Below are 25,731 nucleotides of genomic sequence, written 5' to 3'. Positions count from 1 at the left end.
CCCAGGTCATCCCCAGGCAGCCAGCGCTTTCGATACTTTATGGAGAGTTGCTATGCCACACCTGCACACCGCACGTTTACGCCCGTCCCTTCTGGCGCTGGCGATTGTCAGCACCCTGCCGGGCGTCGCGTTTGCTGCCGCAGATGAAATAACCGTCACCGCCACAGGCAACGCCCGTAGCGCCTTCGAAGCCCCGATGATGGTGAGCGTGATTGACGCCACCGCCCCGGAAAAACAGACCGCCAGCTCTGCCGCCGATCTGCTGCGCAACGTCCCCGGCCTGACGCTTGACGGCACCGGCCGCACCAACGGTCAGGACGTTAACCTGCGCGGCTACGACCGTCGCGGCGTGCTGGTACTGGTTGACGGCGTGCGTCAGGGAACCGATACCGGCCACCTGAACAGCACCTTCCTCGATCCCGCGCTCATCAAACGTATTGAAGTGGTGCGCGGCCCGTCGGCCCTGCTCTACGGCAGCGGCGCGCTGGGCGGCGTGATTTCCTATGACACCGTCGACGCCAAAGACCTGCTGGAGCCGGGTAAAAACAGCGGTTATCGCGTGTTTGGTACCGGTGCAACGGGTGACCACAGCCTCGGCCTGGGGGCCAGCGCCTATGGCCGCACCGATACCCTGGACGGCCTGGTGTCGTGGTCCAGCCGCGACCGCGGTGATATCCGCCAGAGCGACGGTGCAACGGCGCCGAACGACGAATCCATTAATAACATGCTGGCGAAAGGCAGCTGGAAAATCGACCCGGCTCAGACGTTGAGTGGCGCCCTGCGCTACTACAACAACGCCGCGCAGGAGCCGAAAAACCCGCAAACATCAGATGCCAACAGCAGCAACCCGATGACCGACCGCTCCACCATCCAGCGAGATGCGCAGGTTGGCTACCGCATTGCGCCGGAAGGGTACGACTGGCTGAACGCCGATGCGAAGGTTTACTGGTCTGAAGCGCGCATTAACGCCCAGAACATCGACAGCACCGGCGAGTTCCGCAAGCAGACCACCAAAGGCGGCAAGGTGGAAAACCGTACCCGCCTGTTCAGCGACTCCTTTGCGTCTCACCTTCTGACCTACGGCGGAGAATACTATCGTCAGGAGCAGCGTCCGGGCGGCGCCACGACCGGCTTCCCGGAGGCGAAAATCGACTTTAGCTCCGGCTGGCTGCAGGATGAAATCACCCTGCGCGATCTGCCCGTTACCCTTCTGGGCGGCACGCGCTATGACAACTATCGCGGCAGCAGCAATGGCTACGATGACGTCAATGCCGATAAGTGGTCTTCCCGGGCGGGGTTAACCGTCAGCCCCACCGACTGGCTGATGCTGTTCGGCTCTTACGCGCAGGCCTTCCGCGCGCCGACCATGGGTGAAATGTATAACGACGCTAAACACTTCTCCATTGGCCGGTTCTACACCAACTACTGGGTACCTAACCCGAACCTGCGCCCGGAAACCAACGAAACGCAGGAGTTTGGTTTTGGCCTGCGCTTTGACGATCTGATGCTCGCCAACGATGCGCTGGAGTTCAAGGCCAGCTATTTCGATACCAAAGCGAAAGACTACATCTCCACCACCGTCAACTTCGCCGCGGCGACCACCATGTCGTACAACGTTCCTGACGCCAAAATCTGGGGCTGGGACGTAATGGCAAAATATTCGGCCGATCTGTTTAACCTTGACGTGGCCTATAACCGCACGCGCGGGAAAGATACCAATACCGGGGAGTACATCTCCAGCATCAACCCGGACACCGTCACCAGCAAGCTGGACGTTCCGGTGGCGCAAAGCGGGTTCTCCGTCGGCTGGATCGGCACTTTTGCCGATCGCTCAACTCACGTCAGCAGCAGCTACAGCAAGCAGCCGGGCTATGCGGTCAACGATTTTTACGTCAGCTATAAGGGCCAGGAGCAGCTCAAGGGCGTCACCACCACGCTGGTGCTGGGCAACGCCTTTGACAAAGCGTACTGGTCACCTCAGGGCATTCCGCAGGACGGGCGTAACGGCAAGATTTTCGTAAGCTATCAGTGGTAATTCCCTTCGGGGCCACTCTTCAGAAGGATAAGACAATGAATCACTACACACGCTGGCTTGAGCTAAAAGAAGAACATCCGGGTAAGTACGCGCGAGACATCGCAGGGTTAATGAATATCAGCGAAGCGGAGCTGACCTTTGCCCGCGTGGGTCACGACGCCTGGCGACTGCGCGGTGAAATCCGCGATATCCTGGGCGCGCTGGAAGCAGTGGGTGAAACCAAATGCATCTGCCGCAACGAGTATGCCGTGCACGAGCAGGTTGGCAACTTCACCAACCAGCACCTGAAGGGCCACGCCGGGCTGGTGCTGAACCCGCGCGCGCTGGATCTTCGCCTGTTCCTCAACCAGTGGGCGAGCGCGTTTCACCTCAGCGAAGCCACCCCACGCGGCGAGCGGCAGAGCATTCAGTTCTTCGATCGCCAGGGCGATGCGGTGCTCAAGGTCTATACCACGGACAACACCGACCTCGCTGCCTGGGGCGATGTGCTGACCCGCTTTATCTTTGCCGATAATCCGCCGCTTGAGCTGGGCGCTGCGGATGCCCCGGCTCACGCCGAAAACGCGGATGCCGCTCTCGTGGATAAGGAGTGGCGCGCCATGACTGACGTGCATCAGTTCTTCAGCCTGCTCAAACGCCACAATCTCAGCCGTCAGCAGGCGTTTCGCCTGGTGGGCGACGACCTTGCCTGTAAGGTGGAGAATAGCGCGCTGGCACAGCTGCTGGAAACGGCACGTCAGGACGGCAACGAAATCATGGTATTCGTCGGTAACCGCGGCTGCGTGCAGATCTTCACCGGTGCAGTACAGAAAGTCGTGCCGATGAAAGGCTGGCTGAACATCTTTAATCCCGCCTTTACGCTGCATCTGCTGGAAGAAACCATCGCGGAGAGCTGGGTTACGCGCAAACCAACCGCAGACGGCCACGTCACCAGCCTGGAGCTGTTTGCCGCCGACGGTACGCAAATCGCGCAGCTTTATGGCCAGCGTACCGAAGGCGAGCCGGAGCAGAGCCAGTGGCGCAGCCAGATTGACGCCCTGACGCCAAAAGGGCTGGCCGCATGAAAACGTGGTTAGCCCTGCTGTGCGCCCTGCCTCTGGTAGCGTTTGCCGCCGCGCAGGAGAAAATTGTCGCCCTTGGCGGCGACGTGACGGAGATTGTCTATGCGCTTGGCGCGCAGTCTTCTCTGGTCGCACGCGACAGCACCAGCCAGTGGCCGCAGGCGGCAAACGATCTGCCTGACGTGGGATATTTACGTCAGCTCAACGCCGAAGGCATTTTGTCCATGCGCCCCACGCTGGTGCTGGCCAGCGACCAGGCGCAGCCGTCTCTTGCGCTGAAGCAGGTCGAACAAAGTCACGTCAGGGTGGTTACCGTTCCTGGCCGCAACGACCTGAGCGTCATTGACGAAAAGGTTCGGGTGATTGCCGACGCCACGCACCGTGAAGCCGAGGGGGAAGCCCTGCGCAACACGCTGCGTCAGGTGCTGGCGGCGCTGCCCGCAGCGCCCCTTAACAAGCGGGTGCTGTTTATCCTCAACCACGGGGGAATGACCGCGATGGCCGCCGGGCAGCAGACCGGCGCAGACGCCGCCATCCGGGCCGCCGGGCTGCAGAACGCGATGCAGGGATTCACCCGCTATCAGCCGCTGTCGCAGGAAGGAGTCATTGCCAGCCGGCCCGACCTGGTGGTGATTTCGCAGGACGGCGTGAACGCGCTGGGCGGCGAGGAAAACCTGTGGAAGCTGCCCGGCCTGGCGCAAACCCCGGCGGGACGGAACAGGCAGATGCTGGCGATTGATGATATGGCCCTGCTGGGCTTCAGCGTGCGAACGCCGGATGCCATCCTGAAGCTGCGCGCCAAAGCGGAGCAACTGCCCTGATGTCCCGGCGGATCGCATTGTCGTTGTGGATGCTGGCCGCGATCCTGAGCATCATGACGCTCGCGGCGACGGGGTTTGGGGCATTGCACCTGCCGGTCAGCCTGCTGTGGAGCGGCAGCGATGAGGCCATGCGTCAGATCTGGCTTACCATTCGCCTGCCCCGCGTGCTGCTGGCGCTGGTGATTGGCGGTGCGCTGGCGCTGGCCGGCTGTGTGATGCAGGGGCTGTTCCGCAACCCGCTGGCGGACCCGGGTTTGCTGGGGATCAGCAGCGGCGCGGCGCTGGCGGTGGCGCTGTGGGTGGTTATTCCCGCCGCTTTACCTGCCCTGCTGATGCTGTACGCCCCGATGCTTGCGGCGTTCCTCGGCGCGCTGGCCGCAACCGTTCTTATCTTCCTGCTCAGCCAGCAGCGTCACGGCTCCTTGTCCCGCCTGCTGCTGGTGGGGATCGCCATCAACGCCCTGTGCGGCGCGGCCGTCGGGGTGCTCTCCTGGCTTAGCAACGATGCCCAGCTTCGCCAGCTTTCGCTCTGGGGAATGGGCAGCCTCGGGCAGGCGCAGTGGTCCACCCTGCTGGCGGTAACGTCGCTGATGGTGCCCGCGGTGCTGATTATCTGGCGGCTGGCCGGCCCGCTCAATTTGCTGCAACTGGGCGATGAAGAGGCGCACTATCTCGGGGTGGATGTTGCCACTGTGCAGAGGATCCTGCTGCTGTGCAGCGCCCTGCTGGTTGCCGCGGCGGTGGCCGTCAGCGGCGTGATCGGCTTTATTGGCCTTGTGGTGCCGCACCTGATGCGCATGTGGCTGGGAGCCGACCACCGGGCCGTCGTTCCCGGCTCGGTGCTGGCCGGCGCGCTGCTGCTGCTGGTTGCCGACACGCTGGCGCGCACCCTGGTCTCCCCGGCGGAGATGCCCGTCGGGTTATTGACCAGCCTTCTCGGTGCGCCGTGGTTCCTGTGGCTTATCTTTCGTCGCGGAGGTACGCATGGCTGAACGCTATTGTGCGGAGAACATTTTCTTTCACGCCGGGCAGCGGACGCTGATCGACGATGTGTCGCTTACTCTCTCTCAGGGTGAGCTGGTCGCACTGATTGGCCCCAACGGTGCCGGGAAGTCGACATTATTGCGGCTGCTTACCGGCTACCTCAAGCCCGCAAGCGGACGCTGCACTCTGGCCGGCACGCCGCTTGCGGACTGGCCGTCGGATACCCTCGCCCGCTACCGGGCGGTGATGCGCCAGAATACACAGCCTGGATTCGACTGGCCGGTAGAAGCGGTGGTCGGTATGGGCCGCGCGCCCTGGACTCGCGCCCCTGAAGCATCGGTGGTTGAGGAAGTGATGGCGATTACGGGCTGTTTACCGCTGGCGGGCAGACACTATTCGACGCTCTCCGGCGGCGAGCAGCAGCGGATCCAGCTCGCCCGCGCGCTGGCCCAGCTCTGGTGCGACGGGGCACCACGCGGCTGGCTGTTTCTTGATGAACCCACCTCCGCGCTGGATCTCTACCACCAGCAGCATCTGCTGCGCCTGCTGAAATCCCTGACCCGTCGGGGTCACCTCCACGTCTGCGTGGTGCTGCACGATCTCAATCTGGCGGCGCTGTGGGCAGATCGCATTCTGCTGATGCACAACGGCAGGCTGGTCTCCCGCGGCGCGCCCGAGGACGTGCTGCAGGCCGGGACGCTGGCGCGCTGGTACGGCGCGCAGGTGTGCGTTGGCAGCCACCCGGATCACCCCGTACCGCAGGTATTTCTCGCCCCCTGAGCGGGCTGGTAAAAATCCTTCAGCATTTCCAGCAGGGCATGCGCCGCTTTAGAGAGCTGCGTGTGCCCTGGATGGATTGCTCCGATGCACTTTTCAATAGGCGGGCTATCCAGCGGGATACAGACCGCGCCCAGTGCCGTCATCTGCGCCTCGCAGAGCGCCGGTACGGCGCTGCCGCCCAGCCCGCTGGCGACCATGCGCCCTACTGTCACCAACTGATGACTCTCCAGCGCCACGTCCAGCTTTCTGCCGCTTCGCGCCAGCTCCTCCTCCATCATCAGACGTACCGCCGAAGGGCGCTGCAGGGTAATGAAATCCAGCGTCAGCAGCTCTTCCCAGGCCAGCCGCTTTTTGCCCGCCAGCGAGGAATCTTTAGGCACAATGGCAACAAACCTGTCGAGCCCCAGCGGCGTAAACAGCAGGTTGTGCGTGGGGGCCGGTTCGAAGGCGATCCCCATCTCAACACGCCCTTCACGCACCATCTCAATCACCTGCTCGTTGATGACGTCATGCACGGTGACGTTGATCCCGGCATGGCGATCGCGAAACGCTTTCAGCACCTCGGGCAGGACATTCGCGGCAAACGACGGCATGGCGGCGACCGAGATTTTACCGCGCTGCAGGGTAAAGCACTGGTGCATCGCCTCTTCGACGTTATCCCAGTCGGCAAGCAGCTGGCGCGCCATCGGCAAAAACGTCTCTCCCTCCTGCGTCAGCGCGACCTTGCGCGTGCTCCGCTGCAGCAGCGGGCCACCGAGCGCGTCTTCCAGACTTTTAATCGTCAGGCTCAGCGCCGGCTGGGAGAGATTTAAGCGTTCGCTGGCGTGCGCGAAATTGAGAGTGTGAGCTACCGCTAAAAACGCGCGTAACTGTTTGACACTCATTCTCATTTTTCATCCTGTTAACTAATTGAAAAGAATTAGTTAACAGTAAATTAATAAGAAAACCAAATGAGTGGGTCACAAATTCAAAATTAACAAATGAGTCGCCGCCCCTAATGATACCGGCACGGTTAACGGGAGGGATGACTATGGCAGGACTGGATAAGCGCGTCGGCAGCTATGCGCAGGCGCTGGATGGGCTGACGGACGGAATGACCTTGCTGGCAGGCGGCTTCGGTCTGTGCGGCATTCCGGAGAACCTTATTGCAGAGGTCAGACGCCGTCAGGTGAAAGATCTGACCGTGGTGTCAAACAACTGCGGCGTGGACGGTTTCGGTCTCGGGATACTGCTCGAAACGCGGCAGGTGCGCAAAGTGGTGGCCTCTTACGTCGGCGAAAACGCGCTGTTCGAGCGGCAGGTGCTGAGCGGCGAGCTGGAGATTGAACTCACGCCGCAGGGCACGCTGGCGGAAAAGGTGCGCGCGGGCGGCGCGGGCATTCCGGCATTTTACACGGCCACCGGCTACGGCACGCCCGTGGCTGTCGGTAAAGACGTGCGCCAGTTTGCGGGGAAGCACTACATCCTTGAAGAGGCTATTACCGGTGATTTCGCGCTCATTAAGGGCTGGAAAGCGGACTGGTACGGCAACGTTATCTATCGCCATACCGCGCAAAACTTCAATCCGCTGATGGCAACGGCAGGCCGGATCACGGTGGTGGAGGTGGAAGAGATTGTTCCGCCGGGTGAGCTGCCCCCCTCGGCCATTCACACCCCGGGAATTTACGTCGACAGGCTGATTGTCGGCCAGTTTGAAAAACGCATTGAGCAGCGCACGCTGCGCGCGGAAGGAGTGTGACGATGTTAACCCGTGAACAGATGGCCATGCGCGTCGCCCGCGAGCTGCGCGACGGTTACTACGTCAACCTGGGGATCGGCATCCCTACCCTGGTGGCGAACTACATTCCGGACGGGATGGATGTGATGCTCCAGTCGGAAAACGGGCTGCTGGGGATGGGCGCGTTTCCTGATGAGCAGAGCCTTGACGCCGACATGATCAACGCCGGTAAACAGACCGTGACCGCGCGGACCGGCGCGGCCATTTTCGACTCGGCCCAGTCGTTTGCCATGATCCGCGGCGGCCATGTCGACCTGACCGTGCTGGGCGCGTTTGAAGTGGACGTGGAGGGCAACATCGCCTCGTGGATGATCCCCGGAAAGATGGTGAAGGGCATGGGCGGCGCGATGGATCTTGTCGCCGGGGCACAGAACATCATCGTGGTGATGACCCACGCCTCAAAAAGCGGTGAGTCAAAGCTGCTGCCGCGCTGCACGCTGCCGCTCACGGGCGCGGGCTGCATCCGTCAGGTCCTGACCGATATTGCGCTGCTGGAAATCGAGGACGGCGCGTTCATTCTGCGGGAATACGCCCCGGGCGTCAGTATTGACGAGATCGTGCGTAAAACGGCAGGGAAAATCATTGTGGCGGATGACGTGCGCGAGATGCGCTTCAACTGAGGGGGCAGCATGAAAAAGGTCATGATTGTCGGGGCAACGCGAACCCCCATAGGCAGTTTTCGCGGATCGCTCTCGTCCCTTTCTGCGGTTGAGCTTGGGGCCGTCACGGTACGGCACCTGCTTGAGAACAGCGGTCTCAGCACAGAGCACATAGACGAACTGATTTTCGGACAGGTGCTGACGGCCGGATGCGGGCAAAACCCCGCCCGCCAGACGGCCATCAGCGCCGGATTGCCCGTCAGCACGCCGGCGACCACCGTCAACCTGGTGTGCGGCGCAGGCTTAAAAGCGGTGCAGCTCGCCGCCCAGGCGATCCGCTGCGGCGACGCGGAGGTGGCTATCGCCGGCGGTCAGGAGAGCATGAGCAACGCCCCGTATCTGCTGGACGGCGCACGTGCCGGGCTGCGTTTCGGGCATGCGGGCCTTAAGGACAGCATGATTACCGACGGCCTGTGGGACGCCTTCAACGATTACCACATGGGGCTCACCGCTGAAAACGTCGCCCGTGAGTATGACATTTCCCGCGAGCAGCAGGACGCCTTCGCCGCCTGGTCGCAGCAAAAAACGGCCTCCGCCATCGAAGCGGGTCGCTTTGACGACGAGATAGCGCCGGTGACGGTGAAACAGGGTAAAAAACCGCCGCTTATCGTCAGCCATGACGAACAGCCCCGGCCAGGCACCACCGCTGAGAAGCTGGCCCAGCTGCGCCCCGCATTTTTACACGAGGAAGGCACCGTCACGGCGGGGAATGCCTCCACACTCAACGACGGTGCTGCCGCGGTGCTGCTGATGAGCGAGGAAAAGGCGCGGGAGAGCGGATTGCCTGTTTTTGGCCGCATCGTAAGTTACGCCGTGACGGGCGTTGATCCGTCGGTAATGGGTATCGGCCCGGTCAGCGCCTGCCGGACGGCACTGGCGCGGGCGGGCTGGACGCTCGACGAGGTGGACCTCATTGAAGCTAACGAAGCCTTTGCCGCCCAGGCGCTGGCGGTGGGCAAGCAGCTCGGCTGGGATGAACGCAGGGTGAACGTTAACGGCGGCGCTATCCCCCTGGGCCATCCGATTGGCGCCTCCGGCTGCCGCATTCTTGTGACGCTGCTGTACGAAATGCAGCGCCGTGACGTCAAAAAAGGGCTTGTCACCCTGTGCGTAGGCGGCGGGCAAGGCATCGCCCTGACCGTCGAGCGTTAAGCCTCTCGTTGGTACCCGAATAATAATTAAAGTGAGGAGTCGTAATGAGCGTGTTAATTGCCCTGGCGGCGCTGGCGCTGCTGATGCTGGCGGCCTATCGCGGATACAGCGTTATTTTGTTTGCGCCGATTGCGGCGCTCGGTGCCGTGCTGCTGACCGATCCGGGAGCCGTCGGCCCGACGTTTACCGGCCTGTTTATGGAAAAGATGGTCGGCTTTGTTAAGCTCTACTTCCCGGTGTTCCTGCTGGGGGCCGTTTTTGGCAAGCTGATTGAGCTTTCCGGTTTCTCACGCTCCATCGTCGCCGCCGCGATCCAGATCCTCGGTCGTCGCCACGCTATTCCGGTGATCGTCCTGGTGTGCGCGTTGTTAACCTACGGCGGCGTGTCGCTGTTCGTGGTGGCGTTTGCGGTTTACCCGTTCGCCGCGGAGCTGTTCCGCCAGAGCGGCATCCCCAAGCGGCTGATCCCGGCCACCGTGGCGCTGGGGGCGTTCTCGTTTACCATGGACGCTCTGCCCGGCACGCCGCAGATCCAGAATATCATCCCCACCAGCTTCTTTGGTACGAACGCCTGGGCCGCGCCGTGGCTGGGGCTTATCGGCTCACTGTTTATTATCGTCTTTGGCCTGCTCTGGCTGGAGCGCCAGCGTCGTAAAGCGCTGAAAAACAATGAAGGTTACGGCACGGATCTGAAAAATGAGCCCGAAACGCCAGATAACATTAACCTCCCGCATCCGCTGATTGCTATCTCCCCGCTGCTGCTGGTGGGCATATTGAACCTGCTGTTTACCCGCTGGATCCCCGGCTGGTACGGCACGACCCACGAGCTTACTCTGCCAGGTCTGGCGAAACCGATTGTCACCGAGGTGGGCAAGATCACCGCCATCTGGGCCGTGGAAGCGGCGCTGATCTCCGGTATCGTGCTGGTGCTGATTTTTGGCTTTCGCAATATCCGTGGGCGTCTGGCTGAAGGCAGTCGGACCGCGGTGAGCGGTGCCATTCTGGCGGCGATGAATACCGCCTCCGAATACGGTTTCGGCGCGGTTATCGCCGCCCTGCCCGGGTTCCTGGTGTTATCCAAAGCGCTGGCGACTATCCCGAATCCGCTGTTGAATGAAGCCATCAGCGTGACCGTTCTCGCGGGGATCACCGGCTCGGCGTCCGGCGGAATGAGCATCGCCCTTGCGGCGATGGCCGATACCTTTGTTGCTGCCGCCCATGCGGCCAATATTCCGCTTGAGGTGCTGCACCGCGTGGCCTCGATGGCGAGCGGCGGGATGGATACGCTGCCCCATAACGGCGCGGTGATTACCCTGCTGGCTATCACCGGCCTGAGCCATCGCCAGGCCTACGGCGGCATTTTCGCAATCACCATCATTAAAAGTCTGGCAGTGCTTTTTGTCATTGCCGTGTTCTATCTGACCGGCATTGTGTAAGGAGAGAAAAATGAATCTGAACGGTAAAACCGCCCTGGTGACCGGCTCGACCAGCGGCATTGGGCTTGGGATCGCCCGCGTACTGGCGAAGGCGGGCGCGCAGCTGATCCTCAACGGTTTTGGCGACAGCGCATCGGCACGGGAAGAAATTGCGCAACTGGGTAAAAAGCCTGGCTATCACGATGCGGACCTGCGTGACGCGCTGCAGATTGAGGCCATGATGCGCTACACCGAATCGCAGTTTGGCGGGGTGGATATTCTTGTGAACAACGCCGGGATCCAGCACGTGGCCCCGGTTGACGCCTTTCCGGTGGAGAAGTGGAACGACATTATCGCCATAAACCTCTCTGCAGTGTTTCACACCAGCCGGCTGGCGCTGCCGGCCATGCGCGAGAAAAACTGGGGGCGCATTATCAATATTGCCTCCGTTCACGGGCTGGTCGCGTCGAAAGAGAAATCGGCCTACGTTGCGGCCAAGCATGGCGTAGTGGGCTTTACCAAATCGCTGGCGCTGGAAACCGCCCGCACGGGTATTACCGCCAATACCATCTGCCCCGGCTGGGTACTGACGCCGCTGGTACAACAGCAAATTGATAAGCGCATCGCGGATGGCGTGCCGCCGGAGCAGGCTCGCGAACAGCTCCTTGCAGAGAAACAGCCTTCAGGGGAGTTTGTTACCCCGGAGCAGTTGGGTGAACTGGCGCTGTTTTTGTGCAGCGAGGGCGCCGTGAACGTTCGCGGCGCCGCGTGGAATATGGATGGCGGCTGGGTTGCTCAGTGATGAACAGGCCGGGTAAGGCGACCCCGCCGCCCGGCCAAAATCCTTAACTTGAGCAGCTGACTTCCAGCCGCTTGCCCCAGTCGGGCGGGCGGCTGACGTAATCATCATCCCGGTCGGCAAACGGCGTGCGCAACGCCAGATGCAGACGGTGTAGCTCGTCATACTCGCCCTGCTCTGCCTGCTCAATCGCCCGCTGCGCCAGCCAGTTGCGCAATACCATTGCCGGATTCGCTGCGTTCATCTGTACCTGACGTGTAACATCGTCTACCTGCTCCTGCTGCAGCCGCGTGCGGTACTGTGTAAACCAGTCGTCAAACGCCTGCCGGTCAATAAACTCGTCGCGCAGCGGCGAGGCGGCGCTGTGCTGCTCCGTCTGGCCCAGCATGCGGAAGGTGCGGGTGTAATCGCTCCCTTCACGCGCCATCAGGGCAAACAGTCCGTTAAGGATGTCGTTATCACCCTTCTCCTGGGTCATCAGCCCCAGCTTGTTACGCATCAGCGTGCCGTATTCCCGCAGCAAAAGGTCCTGATAGCTGTCGAGCGCATCGTTCAGGGCATCGACGTCGATAAACGGCGATAAGGTTTGTGCAAGCCGCTGGAGGTTCCACAGCCCAACCGCGGGCTGATTGTCAAAGCTGTAACGCCCCTGATAGTCGGAATGGTTGCAGATATACCCCGGCTGATAATCATCAAGGAAACCAAACGGACCGTAATCAAAGGTCAGGCCGAGGATCGACATGTTGTCCGTGTTCATGACCCCGTGAGCAAAGCCTACCGTTTGCCAGCGCGCAATCATCATGGCGGTACGGGCAACCACGTCCCGGAACCAGAGAACGTATTTATCCGCCTCATCCTGCAGATGCGCCCAGTGGTGGCGAATGGCGAAGTCCGCGAGCTGGCGAACCTTGTCCGGCTCGCGGCGATAGTAAAAGTGCTCAAAATGACCAAAGCGCAGATGGCTTTGCGCAATGCGCATCAGCATCGCCCCCTTTTCCACCGTTTCGCGCGTCACCGGCGTGTCGCTGGTGACGATCGACAGCGCGCGGGTAGTGGGAATACCCAGCGCGTGCATCGCTTCGGATGCCAGGCTTTCGCGTATTGTAGACCGCAATACAGCCCGCCCGTCGCCCATTCGTGAATATGGGGTAAGACCTGCGCCTTTGAGATGCCAGTCAACCGTCTCTCCGTTGGGAAGGCGTTGTTCGCCGAGCAGGATCCCCCTGCCGTCGCCCAGCTGCCCCGCCCAGACACCAAACTGGTGTCCGCTATAGACCTGAGCCAGAGGCTGCATACCGGGGAGAAGCGTATCTCCTCCCCAGACGCCAGCGCTGTCTGAACACTGAAACATATCAGGCGGAATGGCCAGCTCATCGGCCAGCCGATCGTTATGCCAGATAAGACGTGAATTATGTAACGGTGTTGGTTTGAGTGCGGTGTAAAAGCCAGGCAACTCGTCATGCCAGTGAGCGGTAAAAGACAGGGTCATAAGTCCTCCTGCTTTTAGTGTAGAGGGTTTACCCGGACTTAAACACGGGCGAAAGGCAGGGTTATCGCTGCTGAACGAGCGTTGTGACGTGCTCCGGCGAGACGGCTGGCCAGAGCGCGCCCTGCATGGCACCAAAATTAAAGGACAGGACGCGCTGCAGCAGAGCGTGGTCGTCAATGCCGGAGACGATCACCGACTGGCAGTGCGGCGTTATTTGCCAGAGGATCGCGCGCATAAAAGGCTCGAAAGAAAGCTCCGAAGCACGCTGCTGGATGAATCCTTTATCAAGAATAACCCGTTTAAATAATCCATCATAGACGGCCTTGAGCGATGCAGCACCGGCACCAAAGTTTGCCAGGACCAGCGGAAAATGGATCGCCATTCTTGCCAGCTGCAGATCGTCCTTTCCGTTATTTAAACCTGGATAGTTCTCATTAACAGTAAACTCAAGAAACGGATAACGCTCAAGAATTGAAACAGCATTCCCATTACTTAATAAAAACTCAACAATTGCTGGTGTAATATTGATCCATGCAATTAACTGATGCTGAATAAAAAACAGTTTACAGGTATCAAGCAATTGCAGTTTTTCGTTAAACAGCGCTAACTCTTCTGCCGCTGAAAGCCGGGGGATAACGAGCTCGGTAGGGATCCTCACATCGGTGCCGACGCCAGTAAAGTTAACCAGTATTTCTAAACCTTTTAGCTCGCCTGCACTATTACGGGCAGGCAGAAGCATCAGTTCAGACTGGTAAGCATTATCTAGCGTAATAATCATTGCACTCGCCCCGCATTAAAGATGAGAGAGGACATCCTGGAGCAATTGCTGACACAATTCCACTGTCTTGATTTTAATAAGTTTAATTTCATTAGTTCCGTATTAATTTTCAGATTTATCCCTGAATCTAAAATAATCTTATCCTGGTTACAGAGTAATAGCCAGTTTTAGATAAAACAGACACATAAGGATGTTGCTAATTTAGGTAAATTTAACTTTAATCAGCTTATTTGAGAAAAACGGCATGGTTTAATAGTTACCATGCCGACATAAAAAACGTGTTCGGGCAGACTAAATACGTCGCGCCTGCCAGAAATTTTTACGCCAGTACACGTTATCGAGAGAAGAGCGCATCACGCCGCGGCTGGTAGAGGCATGAATAAACTGGTTGTCTGTATCATATATGCCAACATGCAAACCGCTTTCTCCCGAGCCGGTTTTGAAAAAAACCAGGTCCCCGGGCAGGAGATCGTCTTTATCAATTTCTGTTCCTATTTCCGCCTGTTTGCGCGTGTCTCGCGGAAGCTGTAGATCAAACTTGTCACGAAACGTCATCAGGACAAAGCCTGAGCAGTCCACCCCGCCGCGGCTCATGCCGCCGTAGCGATAAGGCGTACCGCGCCAGTTGCTCAGCTGATCGTTAAGGCTGGCAATGACGGTGATAGAATCTGATAGCCGTGGGTTAGGCGGCGGTGCACGATGGCTGCTGCATCCCGCAAGAAAGAGTGCCGCCACGAGGAGAAACCAGAATCGCATTTTCAGACGAATCCTCTGCTTTTATTGTTCTTTCGGTAATTTAGCGTGCAATTGTGTTCACAGGCAAGAAACGGTTACTCCTGCCTGGTAGAAATCAGCATCTTATGTCCCTCTATATCCAGCCTGCGGAACGACATGCTGTAGGCGCGGGCGAGATTTGGCGGCGTAAGGACCCGGTCCCGCGTGCCGCTGGCAATCATTCTGCCGCGCGACAGGAGCCATACCCGATGGGCGTGACGCAGCGTATGGTTAAGATCGTGGCTGCTCATCACTACGGCGATACCTTTCCTGCTCAGAGTGCTTAACAGGCTATCCAGCGCCGCCTGCTGGGCGACATCCAGACCGCTCATCGGTTCATCCAGCAGCAGCAGCCTCCCGTGAGGATTGCCCGCGGGATGGATCTGCAGAATGACCGCCGCCAGACGCACCCGCTGCCATTCACCACCGGAAAGCTGGCTGGCATGCCGGGACAATTTATCTTCCAGCCCTAACGCCGCAGCCACTTCCTCCAGCAGTGCCGTATGCTGTTTGTCGTGCAGATGCAGCATCAGATAATGCCAGACCGGCATCGCAAAAGGCGGTACCTGCTGCTGCACCAGGTAGCTGCGCCGGTGGGCCAGCGAGGCGGGTGACCAGTCGGCCAGGGCATGTTCCAGCAGCGTAATCTGCCCAGGGCCGGTGGTCAGCCCCGCCATCCGTGCCAGCAGCGTACTTTTACCCGCTCCGTTTGGCCCGACGAGATGCAGGATTTCGCCCGAATCGATGCCGCAGGTTATCGGCTCCAGACGCCCCTTCTCGGCGACGTCCGTGAGCTGCATCAGGAGTGGCATTATTTCGCCAGCGCCAGCTTGATAGATTCCATGACGATCGGATCCTCAGGCGTCATATCCGGCGAAAAACGCTGAACGACCTGGCCGTCACGACCAATCAGGAATTTTTCGAAGTTCCACAGAATGTCGTCCGGATAGAGCGGCGCGCGGCCTTTGCTGGCCATACGCTCGTAAAAACCGCTTTCTTCCGGCGCAACGGCCTTCGGCGCGGCAGCAATCAGCTTCGCATACAGCGGATGGCGGTTTTCACCGTTGACGTCAATTTTGCTGAACATCGGGAACGTCACGCCATAGGTAGTGCTGCAGAAGGTTTTGATCTCTTCTTCGCTGCCCGGCTCCTGGCCCAGGAACTGGTTGCACGGGAAGCCCAGCACGGTAAAACCGTCTTTCTCCCAGGCCTTCTGAATATTCTCCAGCTGCTCGTACTGCGGCGTCAGGCCGCATTTCGATGCCACGTTGACGATGAGCAACACCTTGCCTTTGTAGCCTTCCAGCGTGGTGTTATCCCCATCAATGGTGGTCACTTCGGTATTCAGGATATCTGACTGCATAGCATTCCCTCAGGTTGTCTTACGGGTAGTTTTTAACGTCCGGCTTTTAATAGTAGCCAGATAAAGACTGGCGCGCCCAGCGTAGCGGTCACCACACCAATCGGCAGCTCTGCGGCCGTCAGGGCAAGCCGGGCGATGATGTCGGCCACCAGCAGCGTGGCGGCCCCGGCAACCGCCGAGGCCGGAAGCAAGGTTCGATGATCCGTGAAACCGCACAGACGCAACATGTGCGGAATGACCAGCCCGATAAAGCCAATCGCCCCCGCCAGGGCCACGCTCACGCCCACCAGCCAGCCAATGGCAATGACCAGTACGTTACGCCAGAAACCAATCGGCATGCCGAGCTGGCGAGCAGAGATTTCTCCCAGCGCGAGCCGGTTCAACGGCTGGGCCTGCAGAGCAGCCCACGCGATGACAGGCACCAGCAGCGCCATTAGCCAGCCCTGCTGCCAGTCAACGCCGCCAAAGCCGCCCATCATCCAGTACATCAGCTGACGCAGGTCAAAGGACGTCGAGAAGTAGACCGCCCAGGTCATCAGCGCGCTACAGATGATCCCCAGCGCGACGCCGGCAAGCAGCAGCCGGCTGGTCGACAGGTGCCGTCTGGCGAAGCGAAGAAGAATAACGGTGATCAGCAGTGCGCCGAGAATGGCGCTCAGGCTAATACTCCAGCCGGACAGCTCTCCCCCGCCCAACATTACCGCCGCAATCAGCCCGACGCCTGCACCATTCGACACGCCGAGCAGGCCGGGCTCCGCCAGCGGGTTTTCGAACAGCGCCTGCATTATGGTGCCAGACAGCGCCAGCGCGGCGCCGACCAGGATCACCGCGACGGTGCGCGGCAGACGAATCTGCCAGACGAAGAGCTGCCCGTCAGGCCCCATCCAGCTTTCAGGCCCGATCCAGCTGTCGCCTGCGCAGAGGCTGATACCCGCGGCGAGAATAAGCAGCAGCACCAGCAGAAGCAGGCGACGCCGATCGGAACGGTGCTGACGATGAGCATAATCAAGCATGTGTACGGTTTGTTAGCGAGTGATGTAATTGATTTTACGGCGGCTTTGCCGAAGAGCGCAAAGAAAAAAGGCCGCGTGGGCGGCCTTTTTGGTTAGTTCATATTACTCTGCTTTAGGCGTTGCGTTTTCGACGCGGCTCTTTAACTTCTGGCCGGGTCTGAAGGTCACCACGCGGCGGGCTGTAATGGGAATATCTTCCCCCGTCTTCGGGTTACGGCCCGGACGTTGGTTTTTGTCTCGCAAATCAAAATTGCCAAAACCGGAGAGTTTTACCTGCTCACCATTTTCCAGAGCACGACGGATCTCTTCGAAAAACAGCTCTACCAGCTCTTTGGCATCCCGTTTGCTAAGCCCAAGCTTATCAAACAGATATTCTGACATTTCAGCTTTTGTAAGCGCCATAGGTTCAATCCCTCAATGATGCCTGGAATCGCTCTTTTAATGCCTCTACACATTTGGCGACGGTAGCGGCAATCTCCTCTTCTTCGAGTGTACGGCTGGTATCCTGAAGGATAAGGCTAATAGCGAGGCTCTTGAAACCTTCTGCTACGCCCTTGCCGCGGTACACGTCAAATAAGTTTACGCCAACTACCTGATTTACGCCAACTTTCTTACATTCGGCCAAAATATCTGCTGCGGGCACGTTTTCAGCGACCACAACCGCGATATCACGGCGGTTCGCCGGGAAGCGAGAGACGTCCTGCGCCTGAGGAATAACGCGGTCTGCAACCGGGTTCCACTCCAGCTCGAACACGATGGTACGGCCGTTCAGGTCCAGCTTACGCTCCAGCTCAGGATGAACAACCCCAATGAAACCAACGCGTTTGCCGTCTAAATAAATCGCAGCGCTCTGGCCCGGATGGAGCGCAGGAATCGCTTCCGCGCGGAATTCAATTTCAGATAATTTACCGGTCAGATCCAGAATCGCTTCCAGATCACCCTTCATATCGTAGAAATCAACCGTGCCTTTTGCCAGGTCCCAGTGCTCTTCGTAGCGGTTACCGCTGATGGCGCCAGCCAGCATGAGATCCTGACGGATGCCTAAATTTGCCTGATTATCCGGCACAAAGCGTAAACCGCTTTCGAAAATGCGCACGCGGTTCTGCTGGCGGTTCTGGTTGTAAACGATAGTCCCCAGCAGGCCCGTCCACAGGGACAGACGCATCGCGGACATTTCGCTGGATATTGGGCTTGGCAGGATCAGCGCTTCCTGACCCGGGTGGATCAGCTGCTGCAGCTTAGGATCAACGAAGCTGTAGGTGATCACTTCCTGGTAGCCTTTGTCATTCAGCATGGTTTTCACACGCTTCAGGGACAGGTCAGCTTCACGGTGGGTACCCATTACCAGACCCGCCTGGACAGGCTCGTCAGGGATGTTGTTGTAGCCGTAAACGCGGGCCACTTCTTCGACCAGATCTTCTTCAATTTCCATGTCGAAACGCCATGATGGCGCAACGGCTTTCCACTCGTCCTGGCCTTCGGTCACTTCACAGCCCAGACGCTTCAGGATGTCGGTCACCTGCGCATCGGCAACGTGATGGCCAATCAGGCGATCCAGCTTGCTGCGGCGCAGGGTGATGGTCGCACGCTTAGGCAGCGTCGCTTCGTTGGTGACGTCAATAACCGGCCCCGCTTCACCGCCACAGATGTCGATCAGCAGGCGGGTCGCACGTTCCATCGCTTTGTACTGCAGCGCCGGGTCAACGCCGCGCTCGTAGCGGTGAGAGGCATCGGTGTGCAGGCCGTGACGGCGTGCGCGACCGGTGATGGAGAGCGGACTGAAGAACGCGCATTCCAGCAGGACATTTTGCGTCTCATCGTTCACGCCAGAATGCTCGCCCCCGAAGATACCGCCCATTGCCAGCGCTTTGCTGTGGTCAGCAATCACCAGGGTGTCGGCATTCAGTTTGGCTTCAGTGCCGTCCAGCAGCACCAGGGTTTCGCCCTCTTTCGCCATGCGCACAACGATGCCGCCTTCAATGCGATCTTTATCGAACGCGTGCATCGGCTGGCCCAGCTCCAGCAGAACGTAGTTAGTGACGTCAACCACGGCGTCGATTGAGCGGATACCGCAGCGGCGCAGCTTCTCTTTCATCCACAGCGGGGTTGGCGCTTTAACGTTGATGCCTTTCACCACGCGGCCGAGGTAGCGCGGGCATGCGTCAGCAGCGTCAACCAGAATCGGCAGCACGTCACTGATGGTCGCTTCAACCGGCGCAATGTCCGGCGCGTTGAGTTCGGTCTGGTTCAGTACGGCCACGTCGCGCGCCACGCCGATAATGCCTAAGCAGTCGGCACGGTTTGGCGTGACGCTGATTTCGATAGTGTTGTCATCAAGCTTCAGGTATTCGCGGATATCGGTGCCAATTGGTGCATCCAGCGGCAGCTCAATGATGCCGTTGTGATCGTCGGAAATACCCAGCTCGGAGAAAGAGCACAGCATGCCTTCAGACGGCTCGCCGCGCAGCTTGGCGGCTTTGATTTTGAAATCACCCGGCAGCACGGCACCGACGGTCGCCACGGCCACCTTCAGGCCCTGACGGCAGTTTGGCGCACCGCAGACGATATCCAGCAGACGGTCACCGCCCACGTTCACTTTTGTCACGCGCAGTTTGTCAGCGTTAGGGTGCTGGCCGCACTCTACCACTTCGCCGACGACCACACCGTTGAAGGCACCGGAAACCGGCTCAACGCCGTCAACTTCCAGGCCCGCCATGGTGATCTGGTTGGAAAGCGCTTCGCTGTCCAGCGTGGTGTTCACCCACTCGCGTAACCACAGTTCACTGAATTTCATTGTTCTGTCCTGCCCTTATTTAAACTGTTTGAGGAAACGCAGATCGTTTTCGAAGAATGCACGTAGGTCGGTGACGCCGTAGCGCAGCATGGTCAGACGCTCCATGCCCATACCGAACGCAAAGCCGGAGTAAACTTCCGGATCGATACCCACGTTGCGCAGCACGTTTGGATGCACCATGCCGCAGCCCAGCACTTCCAGCCATTTGCCGTTTTTGCCCATCACGTCAACTTCCGCAGACGGCTCAGTGAACGGGAAGTAGGAAGGACGGAAACGAACCTGCAGATCTTCCTCAAAGAAGTTGTTCAGGAAATCGTGCAGCGTGCCCTTCAGGTTGGTGAAGCTGATATTTTTATCAACAATCAGGCCTTCCATCTGGTGGAACATTGGGGTGTGGGTCTGATCGTAGTCGTTACGATAGACGCGACCCGGCGCGATGATGCGGATTGGCGGTTCCTGCTCCTTCATGGTACGGATCTGAACGCCTGAGGTCTGGGTACGCAGCAGACGCGTAGCGTCAAACCAGAAAGTGTCGTGGTCAGCGCGTGCCGGATGATGGCCTGGAATGTTCAGGGCGTCGAAGTTGTGGTAATCATCTTCGATTTCCGGGCCAGTCGCCACGGTAAAGCCGAGCTCACCGAAGAAACTTTCAATGCGATCGATGGTGCGGGTGACCGGATGCAGACCGCCGTTTTCGATACGACGGCCCGGCAGAGAAACGTCAATGGTTTCTGCCGCCAGACGTGCGTTCAGCACCGCGCTTTCCAGCTCGGCCTTGCGTGCATTCAGCGCCTGCTGGACCTGCTCTTTGGCTTCGTTAATCACCGCACCCGCTGCCGGGCGTTCTTCAGGCGGCAGTTCACGCAGGGTTGTCATTTGAAGGGTCAGGTGCCCTTTCTTCCCAAGATATTCGACGCGGACATTGTCTAACGCGGCAACATCTGAGGCCTGATTAATGGCGGCTGTTGCACTGGCAACCAGCTCTGCGAGATGTGACATGATTTTCCTCATTATGTCGGTGCAGACACCGATTTGGTGGAGTTATTCTCTCAAATTCAGGCACAAAAAAAGCCTCCATCGGGAGGCTTATCTGGCGCTGTTTTTCGTTTCATCTTTCACGCGCTAGCCTCCTGAGATCAGGTGCTAAAGTAAAAGAAGAAGCGGAAAATAGCAGCATTCATGCTTGCGTTACCTTGTGTGGTAAACCGTTAAGACCTTATTGAAAAGCCTGGACGGATAAATGTCAATCTTCTGATGGTGTTAAATGAAAAGAGGGAGCAAAGCCCCCTCTCTCAACTGGCTTATGCCAGTGCTGCTTTCGCTTTTTCGACCAGAGCGGTGAACGCTACTTTGTCGAATACTGCGATGTCAGCCAGGATCTTACGGTCGATTTCAACAGAGGCTTTTTTCAGGCCGTTGATGAATTTGCTGTAAGAAATACCGTTCTGACGTGCTGCTGCGTTGATACGCGCAATCCACAGTTGACGGAACTGACGCTTACGCTGACGACGGTCACGGTAAGCGTACTGACCTGCTTTGATAACAGCCTGGAAGGCAACGCGGTATACGCGTGAACGCGCACCGTAGTAGCCTTTAGCTTGTTTCAAAATTTTCTTGTGACGTGCACGTGCAATTACACCACGTTTTACGCGAGCCATATGTGCTCTCCTGTATCTATATTCTTAGTAAAAAATTAAACGTTAACGGCTTATGCGTACGGCAGGCACGCGATAACCAGACCCAGATCGCCTTTAGAAACAAGGCCTTTTGGACGCAGGTGACGTTTACGCTTAGTAGATTTTTTGGTCAGAATATGACGCAGGTTTGCGTGCTTACGCTTAAATCCACCACCACCGGTTTTTTTGAAGCGCTTAGCAGCACCGCGTACGGTCTTAATTTTTGGCATCTTAATAACTTCCACTTCGCATTGTTAAATAAACGAAACATAGGCGAACAAAACCTATGAAACCCGAAGGCTCCACAGATTTTGCTGCTTGAAGGCCTTACTGTTTCTTCTTAGGAGCGAGCACCATGATCATCTGGCGGCCTTCGATCTTCGTAGGGAAGGATTCGACTACTGCCAGTTCACTCAGATCGTCACGGACGCGGTTAAGCACTTCCATACCAATCTGTTGGTGGGCCATCTCACGACCGCGGAAACGCAGCGTGATCTTGGCCTTATCGCCATCTTCCAGAAAGCGAATCAGGCTGCGGAGTTTTACCTGATAATCGCCATCGTCGGTACCAGGACGGAATTTGATTTCCTTAACCTGGATAACTTTTTGCTTCTTCTTCTGTTCCTTAGAAGACTTACTCTTTTCATAAAGGAACTTGCCGTAGTCCATGATACGACAAACTGGCGGTTCGGCGTTAGGGCTGATTTCAACTAAATCTACTCCAGCTTCTTCAGCCTTTTCGATCGCTTCTCTCAGACTCACAATCCCCAGCTGCTCGCCTTCCAGACCTGTTAAGCGAACTTCCTGGGCGCGAATCTCGCCATTGATACGATTCGGACGTGCCGTTTGAACTCGTTTTCCGCCTTTAATACCTTATTCCTCCAGTTGTTGAAGACTGCGGCTGCGAATCTCTTGTTGCAGCTTCTCAATCACTTCACTTACGTCCAGGCTGCCCAGGTCTTTACCACGGCGGGTGCGAACGGCAACTTTGCCTGCTTCCACCTCTTTATCACCACAGACCAACATATACGGGACACGACGTAAAGTGTGCTCGCGGATTTTAAAGCCAATCTTCTCATTTCTCAAGTCTGCTTTTACGCGAATGCCCGCATTTTGTAGTTTCTGCGTCAATTCTTTAACGTAATCTGCCTGAGAATCGGTAATGTTCATCACTACGACCTGCACTGGCGCAAGCCAGGTTGGGAAGAAGCCCGCGAACTCTTCGGTCAGGATGCCAATGAAGCGCTCCAGAGAACCGAGAATGGCACGGTGAATCATGACCGGCACCTGACGCTCGTTGTCTTCGCCAACATAAGAGGCGCTTAAACGCTGCGGCAGGGAGAAGTCCAGCTGTACCGTTCCGCACTGCCATGCGCGATCGAGGCAGTCATACAGGGTAAATTCAATTTTCGGACCGTAGAACGCGCCCTCGCCAAGCTGGTATTCGAACGGAATGCCGTTCTCTTCCAGCGCTACGGCGAGATCCGCTTCTGCGCGATCCCAGGTCTCATCGCTACCGATACGTTTTTCCGGACGCGTTGAGAGTTTGACCACGATCTTCTCGAAGCCAAAGGTGCTGTACATATCGTAGACCATACGAATACAGGCGTTAACTTCATCACGGACCTGATCTTCAGTACAGAAAATATGCGCATCATCCTGCGTAAAGCCACGAACGCGCATCAGACCGTGCAGCGCGCCTGATGGCTCGTTACGGTGGCAGCTACCGAACTCCGCCATACGCAGCGGCAGGTCGCGGTAGGATTTCAGACCCTGGTTGAAGATCTGTACGTGACCCGGGCAGTTCATTGGCTTGATGCAGTATTCACGGTTCTCAGACGAGGTGGTGAACATCGCATCTTTGTAGTTGTCCCAGTGGCCGGTTTTTTCCCACAGCACACGGTCCATCATGAACGGGCCTTTCACTTCCTGATACTGATACTCTTTCAGCTTGGAGCGTACGAACGTTTCCAGTTCACGGAAGATAGTCCAGCCATCGTTATGCCAGAACACCATGCCCGGCGCTTCTTCCTGCATATGGTACAGGTCGAGCTGCTTACCGATTTTACGGTGGTCACGCTTCGCGGCCTCTTCCAGGCGCTGCAGGTACGCGTTCAGGGCTTTCTTATCAGCCCACGCGGTACCATAGATACGCTGCAACATCTTGTTGTTGCTGTCGCCACGCCAGTAGGCGCCGGCGATCTTCATCAGCTTGAAATGATGACAGAAGCGCATGTTCGGCACGTGCGGTCCACGGCACATGTCGACGTATTCTTCGTGATGGTACAAGCCAGGCTTGTCATCATGAGCGATGTTTTCATCAAGAATAGAGACTTTGTAGCTCTCGCCACGCTTGACGAAGGTTTCACGCGCTTCGTGCCAGCTGACTTTCTTCTTGATGACGTCATAGTTGGTTTCGGCGAGCTCGTGCATACGTTTTTCGAGCGCGTCGATATCTTCCTGGGTCAGGGTGTGGTCAAGATCAACGTCATAGTAGAAGCCGTTGTCGATAACCGGACCGATCGCCATTTTGGTGTTTGGCCACAGCTGCTTGATAGCATGACCCAACAGGTGCGCGCAGGAGTGACGAATGATCTCAAGACCTTCTTCGTCTTTCGCGGTGATGATTGCAAGCGTCGCATCGTTTTCAATCAGATCGGACGCATCAACCAGCTCACCGTTCACACGGCCGGCGATGGTCGCTTTCGCGAGGCCAGGACCGATGTCAAGGGCAACATCCATAGGGCTAACAGCGTGGTCGAAATGGCGTTGGCTGCCATCAGGAAGAGTAATTACAGGCATTTTATATCCTTATTTGCAGTGATGCCCCACACATAAGAGCATATACAAAGAAAATAATCGTGATTTGACAATAGATTACGACACCATCTGACCAACAATCGTCAAATTGGTTCGTCATCATGCACCTGCCGAATTCAGATTAATGCGGATTTACGGCAAGCGACGTAATGTTAACACTATCAGCAAGGAGATTGCACCCTCTGCAGCCACATTGATAGGCTGGCATTTCGCGCGAATTTGCAGGCTGCATCTCTCCGGCGCTCGCATTTCAGACATGCTGGGCTACTCTTGAACATGCCTTTAAATCAACAGGTGCATACCATGAATGTATCCAGTAGAACGGTTGTGATTTTGAACGTCATTTCCGCAACAGGTTTATTGCTGATTCTCGCCGAACGATTCCACTGGTTCTGAGCCGAACCCTCGTTGGCATAACCCGATCGCTCCCGGGAAGGCGCATCTTTTAGCCCCGTTTGATAGACTATGCATATCAACGAACAAGGATTAGGTTATGCCAACAAAACGATTTGCCGTAAAACACTGGAAAATGGTGCTGGTGCTGGTTGCCATCTGCGGCGCAATGCTGTTATTTCGGTGGGCGGCAATGATTTGGGGCTAAATACAACTTTAGCAGTCCAAATAAAATAAATGCCGTTGCGCGTGAAGAGAATTTATTGGCGCGGGTTAACCATAATAATGAAAACGGGCCGACACCATCATCGGCCCGCTAAGATTACATTTTATAGCCCAGCGAAATCGTGGTTCTGCGATCGGTATGATCCGGTGCCGTTTCTGGCGGCGAAGAGTTCCAGGTCACGTTGTAGGCCAATTTCAAACCAAAGTGTTCATTGATAGCCACGTTCAAAGCACTTTCGGAGTTCAGCGTCGTATCCTCGGCACCAAACACAGAAACACCCTGCGTAAATTTGGTGTTGTCGGTCATCTGCCAGGCATACGTGCCAGAAGCATAACCCAGCGGCTGGGTTTCATTTTCGCCATTGGTGTACTCGTCATAGCGGACACCAGGACCGAATTCGAAACGGAGGCTGTGTACCGGTCCATTCAGGAACTGACGACCATAACCGGCGGTGAACACATCGCGCTGGCGATAGCCGTTGAAGCGGTCGGTTAACCAACTAGCCTGACCAAAGATGTAGTCATAGTCGGTCATGTTGTAACGGCTACGTCCACCTACCGCGTATTTCTCGGATGAGCGTTCATCGTTAGCGGACGTGTTGCTGGCATTTCCCCACAGCGACCATGCAGTGGTATTGCCGTACCAGGTCAGGGTGCTGTCCGCCGTCAGAGAAGAGCTTTTCGTATTACCCGATTGCGCGAGATACCCGGCGTTAAGGTTACCTTCAAACGGTTTTTTGGCAGTGGAGGGATCGTCCATGACAGTAAAAACGGTGTCATCGGCGGCTGCATTCAGTGATGCAAAAACGCCACCCGCCAGCATCAGTGCTGCGGGTACTGTCTTCAAAAGCTTCATTTTATTTAAGGAGTCCGTACAACAAAAAAAGAGACCACCACGGTCTCGGAAACTTTCTTGAGGATCA

Annotated in this window: 28 protein-coding genes and 1 other annotated feature; of the genes, 12 read left to right on the top strand and 16 right to left on the bottom strand. The window is 57.4% G+C overall.

The window, feature by feature from the left end:
* Positions 1–52: 52 nt before the first annotated feature.
* From AC4ICF_RS09805 to AC4ICF_RS09785, 5 genes are read left to right on the top strand one after another with little or no spacing between them, the layout of a single operon-like run.
* Entirely contained in the window at positions 53–2,035 is a 1,983-nt protein-coding gene (locus tag AC4ICF_RS09805) for a TonB-dependent hemoglobin/transferrin/lactoferrin family receptor (RefSeq protein WP_316378954.1), read from the top strand.
* A 35-nt stretch (positions 2,036–2,070) separates the two neighbouring features.
* A complete protein-coding gene (chuS, locus tag AC4ICF_RS09800; protein WP_316378953.1) occupies positions 2,071–3,099 on the top strand; it encodes a hematinate-forming heme oxygenase ChuS in 1,029 nt (342 codons plus the stop codon).
* On the top strand, positions 3,096–3,917 hold the full coding sequence (locus AC4ICF_RS09795; RefSeq protein WP_316378952.1) for a heme/hemin ABC transporter substrate-binding protein: 822 nt from the start codon (positions 3,096–3,098) through the stop codon (positions 3,915–3,917). Before chuS ends, AC4ICF_RS09795 begins: the two co-directional genes overlap by 4 nt.
* Positions 3,917–4,909: a FecCD family ABC transporter permease gene (locus tag AC4ICF_RS09790; protein WP_316378951.1), complete on the top strand. Its 993-nt coding sequence runs from the start codon at positions 3,917–3,919 to the stop codon at positions 4,907–4,909. Before AC4ICF_RS09795 ends, AC4ICF_RS09790 begins: the two co-directional genes overlap by 1 nt.
* Positions 4,902–5,681 carry a heme ABC transporter ATP-binding protein gene (locus AC4ICF_RS09785; RefSeq protein ID WP_316378950.1) on the top strand — a complete coding sequence of 260 codons (780 nt, stop codon included), beginning with the start codon at positions 4,902–4,904 and terminating at the stop codon, positions 5,679–5,681. The genes AC4ICF_RS09790 and AC4ICF_RS09785 overlap by 8 nt, the downstream gene beginning before the upstream one ends.
* Here AC4ICF_RS09785 and AC4ICF_RS09780 read toward each other — a convergent pair.
* Positions 5,648–6,571, bottom strand: coding sequence for a LysR family transcriptional regulator (locus tag AC4ICF_RS09780; RefSeq protein WP_316378949.1), 924 nt, complete (start codon positions 6,569–6,571; stop codon positions 5,648–5,650). The genes AC4ICF_RS09785 and AC4ICF_RS09780 overlap by 34 nt on opposite strands.
* 140 nt (positions 6,572–6,711) lie before the next feature.
* On the opposite strand from AC4ICF_RS09780, the gene AC4ICF_RS09775 reads away from it, so the two are divergent.
* From AC4ICF_RS09775 to AC4ICF_RS09755, 5 genes are read left to right on the top strand one after another with little or no spacing between them, the layout of a single operon-like run.
* Positions 6,712–7,419 (top strand): CoA transferase subunit A, encoded by a 708-nt coding sequence (locus AC4ICF_RS09775; protein WP_116340487.1) that lies wholly within the window; start codon positions 6,712–6,714, stop codon positions 7,417–7,419.
* A gap of 2 nt (positions 7,420–7,421) precedes the next feature.
* Positions 7,422–8,078 carry a CoA transferase subunit B gene (locus AC4ICF_RS09770; protein WP_316378948.1) on the top strand — a complete coding sequence of 219 codons (657 nt, stop codon included), beginning with the start codon at positions 7,422–7,424 and terminating at the stop codon, positions 8,076–8,078.
* Positions 8,079–8,087: 9 nt separating this feature from the next.
* Positions 8,088–9,269, top strand: a complete 1,182-nt coding sequence (locus AC4ICF_RS09765; RefSeq protein ID WP_316378947.1) for an acetyl-CoA C-acetyltransferase — start codon at positions 8,088–8,090, stop codon at positions 9,267–9,269.
* A 44-nt stretch (positions 9,270–9,313) separates the two neighbouring features.
* Positions 9,314–10,705 carry a GntP family permease gene (locus AC4ICF_RS09760; protein WP_316378946.1) on the top strand — a complete coding sequence of 464 codons (1,392 nt, stop codon included), beginning with the start codon at positions 9,314–9,316 and terminating at the stop codon, positions 10,703–10,705.
* Positions 10,706–10,715: 10 nt separating this feature from the next.
* Positions 10,716–11,486 (top strand): 3-hydroxybutyrate dehydrogenase, encoded by a 771-nt coding sequence (locus tag AC4ICF_RS09755; RefSeq protein WP_302218790.1) that lies wholly within the window; start codon positions 10,716–10,718, stop codon positions 11,484–11,486.
* Between the two features lie 43 nt (positions 11,487–11,529).
* Here AC4ICF_RS09755 and selO read toward each other — a convergent pair whose 3' ends face one another.
* The 14 genes from selO to thrS form a co-directional block, all read right to left on the bottom strand.
* On the bottom strand, positions 11,530–12,972 hold the full coding sequence (gene selO / locus AC4ICF_RS09750; protein ID WP_316378945.1) for a protein adenylyltransferase SelO: 1,443 nt from the start codon (positions 12,970–12,972) through the stop codon (positions 11,530–11,532).
* 61 nt (positions 12,973–13,033) lie between these two features.
* A complete protein-coding gene (locus AC4ICF_RS09745) occupies positions 13,034–13,750 on the bottom strand; it encodes an EAL domain-containing protein (protein WP_116340500.1) in 717 nt (238 codons plus the stop codon).
* A gap of 291 nt (positions 13,751–14,041) precedes the next feature.
* A complete protein-coding gene (locus tag AC4ICF_RS09740; protein WP_061098488.1) occupies positions 14,042–14,506 on the bottom strand; it encodes an NlpC/P60 family protein in 465 nt (154 codons plus the stop codon).
* A 74-nt stretch (positions 14,507–14,580) separates the two neighbouring features.
* Positions 14,581–15,336: a vitamin B12 ABC transporter ATP-binding protein BtuD gene (gene btuD, locus AC4ICF_RS09735; protein ID WP_316378944.1), complete on the bottom strand. Its 756-nt coding sequence runs from the start codon at positions 15,334–15,336 to the stop codon at positions 14,581–14,583.
* Positions 15,336–15,887 (bottom strand): glutathione peroxidase, encoded by a 552-nt coding sequence (locus AC4ICF_RS09730; protein WP_166710835.1) that lies wholly within the window; start codon positions 15,885–15,887, stop codon positions 15,336–15,338. The genes btuD and AC4ICF_RS09730 overlap by 1 nt, the downstream gene beginning before the upstream one ends.
* Before the next feature lie 32 nt (positions 15,888–15,919).
* Positions 15,920–16,900, bottom strand: a complete 981-nt coding sequence (btuC, locus tag AC4ICF_RS09725; protein WP_116340506.1) for a vitamin B12 ABC transporter permease BtuC — start codon at positions 16,898–16,900, stop codon at positions 15,920–15,922.
* 102 nt (positions 16,901–17,002) lie between these two features.
* Entirely contained in the window at positions 17,003–17,302 is a 300-nt protein-coding gene (ihfA, locus tag AC4ICF_RS09720) for an integration host factor subunit alpha (protein ID WP_003857805.1), read from the bottom strand.
* A gap of 4 nt (positions 17,303–17,306) precedes the next feature.
* Entirely contained in the window at positions 17,307–19,694 is a 2,388-nt protein-coding gene (pheT, locus tag AC4ICF_RS09715) for a phenylalanine--tRNA ligase subunit beta (protein ID WP_316378943.1), read from the bottom strand.
* Between the two features lie 15 nt (positions 19,695–19,709).
* The gene (gene pheS, locus AC4ICF_RS09710; protein ID WP_020884406.1) at positions 19,710–20,693 is read right to left on the bottom strand and encodes a phenylalanine--tRNA ligase subunit alpha; all 984 of its coding nucleotides are present in this window, start codon (positions 20,691–20,693) and stop codon (positions 19,710–19,712) included.
* 62 nt (positions 20,694–20,755) lie between these two features.
* Positions 20,756–20,880 (bottom strand) — a sequence feature (Phe leader region).
* Positions 20,831–20,875, bottom strand: coding sequence for a pheST operon leader peptide PheM (gene pheM / locus AC4ICF_RS09705; protein WP_001386830.1), 45 nt, complete (start codon positions 20,873–20,875; stop codon positions 20,831–20,833). Its footprint overlaps the feature before it by 45 nt.
* Positions 20,881–20,995: 115 nt before the next feature.
* Positions 20,996–21,352, bottom strand: coding sequence for a 50S ribosomal protein L20 (gene rplT, locus AC4ICF_RS09700; RefSeq protein ID WP_000124850.1), 357 nt, complete (start codon positions 21,350–21,352; stop codon positions 20,996–20,998).
* A gap of 50 nt (positions 21,353–21,402) precedes the next feature.
* Complete coding sequence (gene rpmI, locus AC4ICF_RS09695) at positions 21,403–21,600, bottom strand: 50S ribosomal protein L35 (protein ID WP_003030583.1); 198 nt, start codon at positions 21,598–21,600, stop codon at positions 21,403–21,405.
* Between the two features lie 97 nt (positions 21,601–21,697).
* The gene (gene infC, locus AC4ICF_RS09690) at positions 21,698–22,240 is read right to left on the bottom strand and encodes a translation initiation factor IF-3 (protein WP_023616141.1); all 543 of its coding nucleotides are present in this window, start codon (positions 22,238–22,240) and stop codon (positions 21,698–21,700) included.
* A gap of 3 nt (positions 22,241–22,243) precedes the next feature.
* Positions 22,244–24,172: a threonine--tRNA ligase gene (thrS, locus tag AC4ICF_RS09685; protein WP_028012814.1), complete on the bottom strand. Its 1,929-nt coding sequence runs from the start codon at positions 24,170–24,172 to the stop codon at positions 22,244–22,246.
* 294 nt (positions 24,173–24,466) lie between these two features.
* Between thrS and yncL the strand changes: the two genes are divergently transcribed.
* Positions 24,467–24,586 carry a stress response membrane protein YncL gene (yncL, locus tag AC4ICF_RS09680; protein WP_306464026.1) on the top strand — a complete coding sequence of 40 codons (120 nt, stop codon included), beginning with the start codon at positions 24,467–24,469 and terminating at the stop codon, positions 24,584–24,586.
* 97 nt (positions 24,587–24,683) lie between these two features.
* Positions 24,684–24,791 (top strand): small membrane protein YniD, encoded by a 108-nt coding sequence (gene yniD, locus AC4ICF_RS09675; RefSeq protein WP_088205299.1) that lies wholly within the window; start codon positions 24,684–24,686, stop codon positions 24,789–24,791.
* Between the two features lie 114 nt (positions 24,792–24,905).
* On the opposite strand, the gene AC4ICF_RS09670 is transcribed toward yniD, so the two are convergent.
* A complete protein-coding gene (locus tag AC4ICF_RS09670; protein WP_028012813.1) occupies positions 24,906–25,664 on the bottom strand; it encodes a DUF481 domain-containing protein in 759 nt (252 codons plus the stop codon).
* Positions 25,665–25,731: the final 67 nt, after the last annotated feature.

The sequence above is a fragment of the Enterobacter sp. ECC_219_Taxon_10 genome (assembly GCF_058354905.1).
The sequence above is the reverse complement of the archived record's forward strand: the minus strand, read 5'-3'. Positions and strand labels throughout refer to the sequence as shown.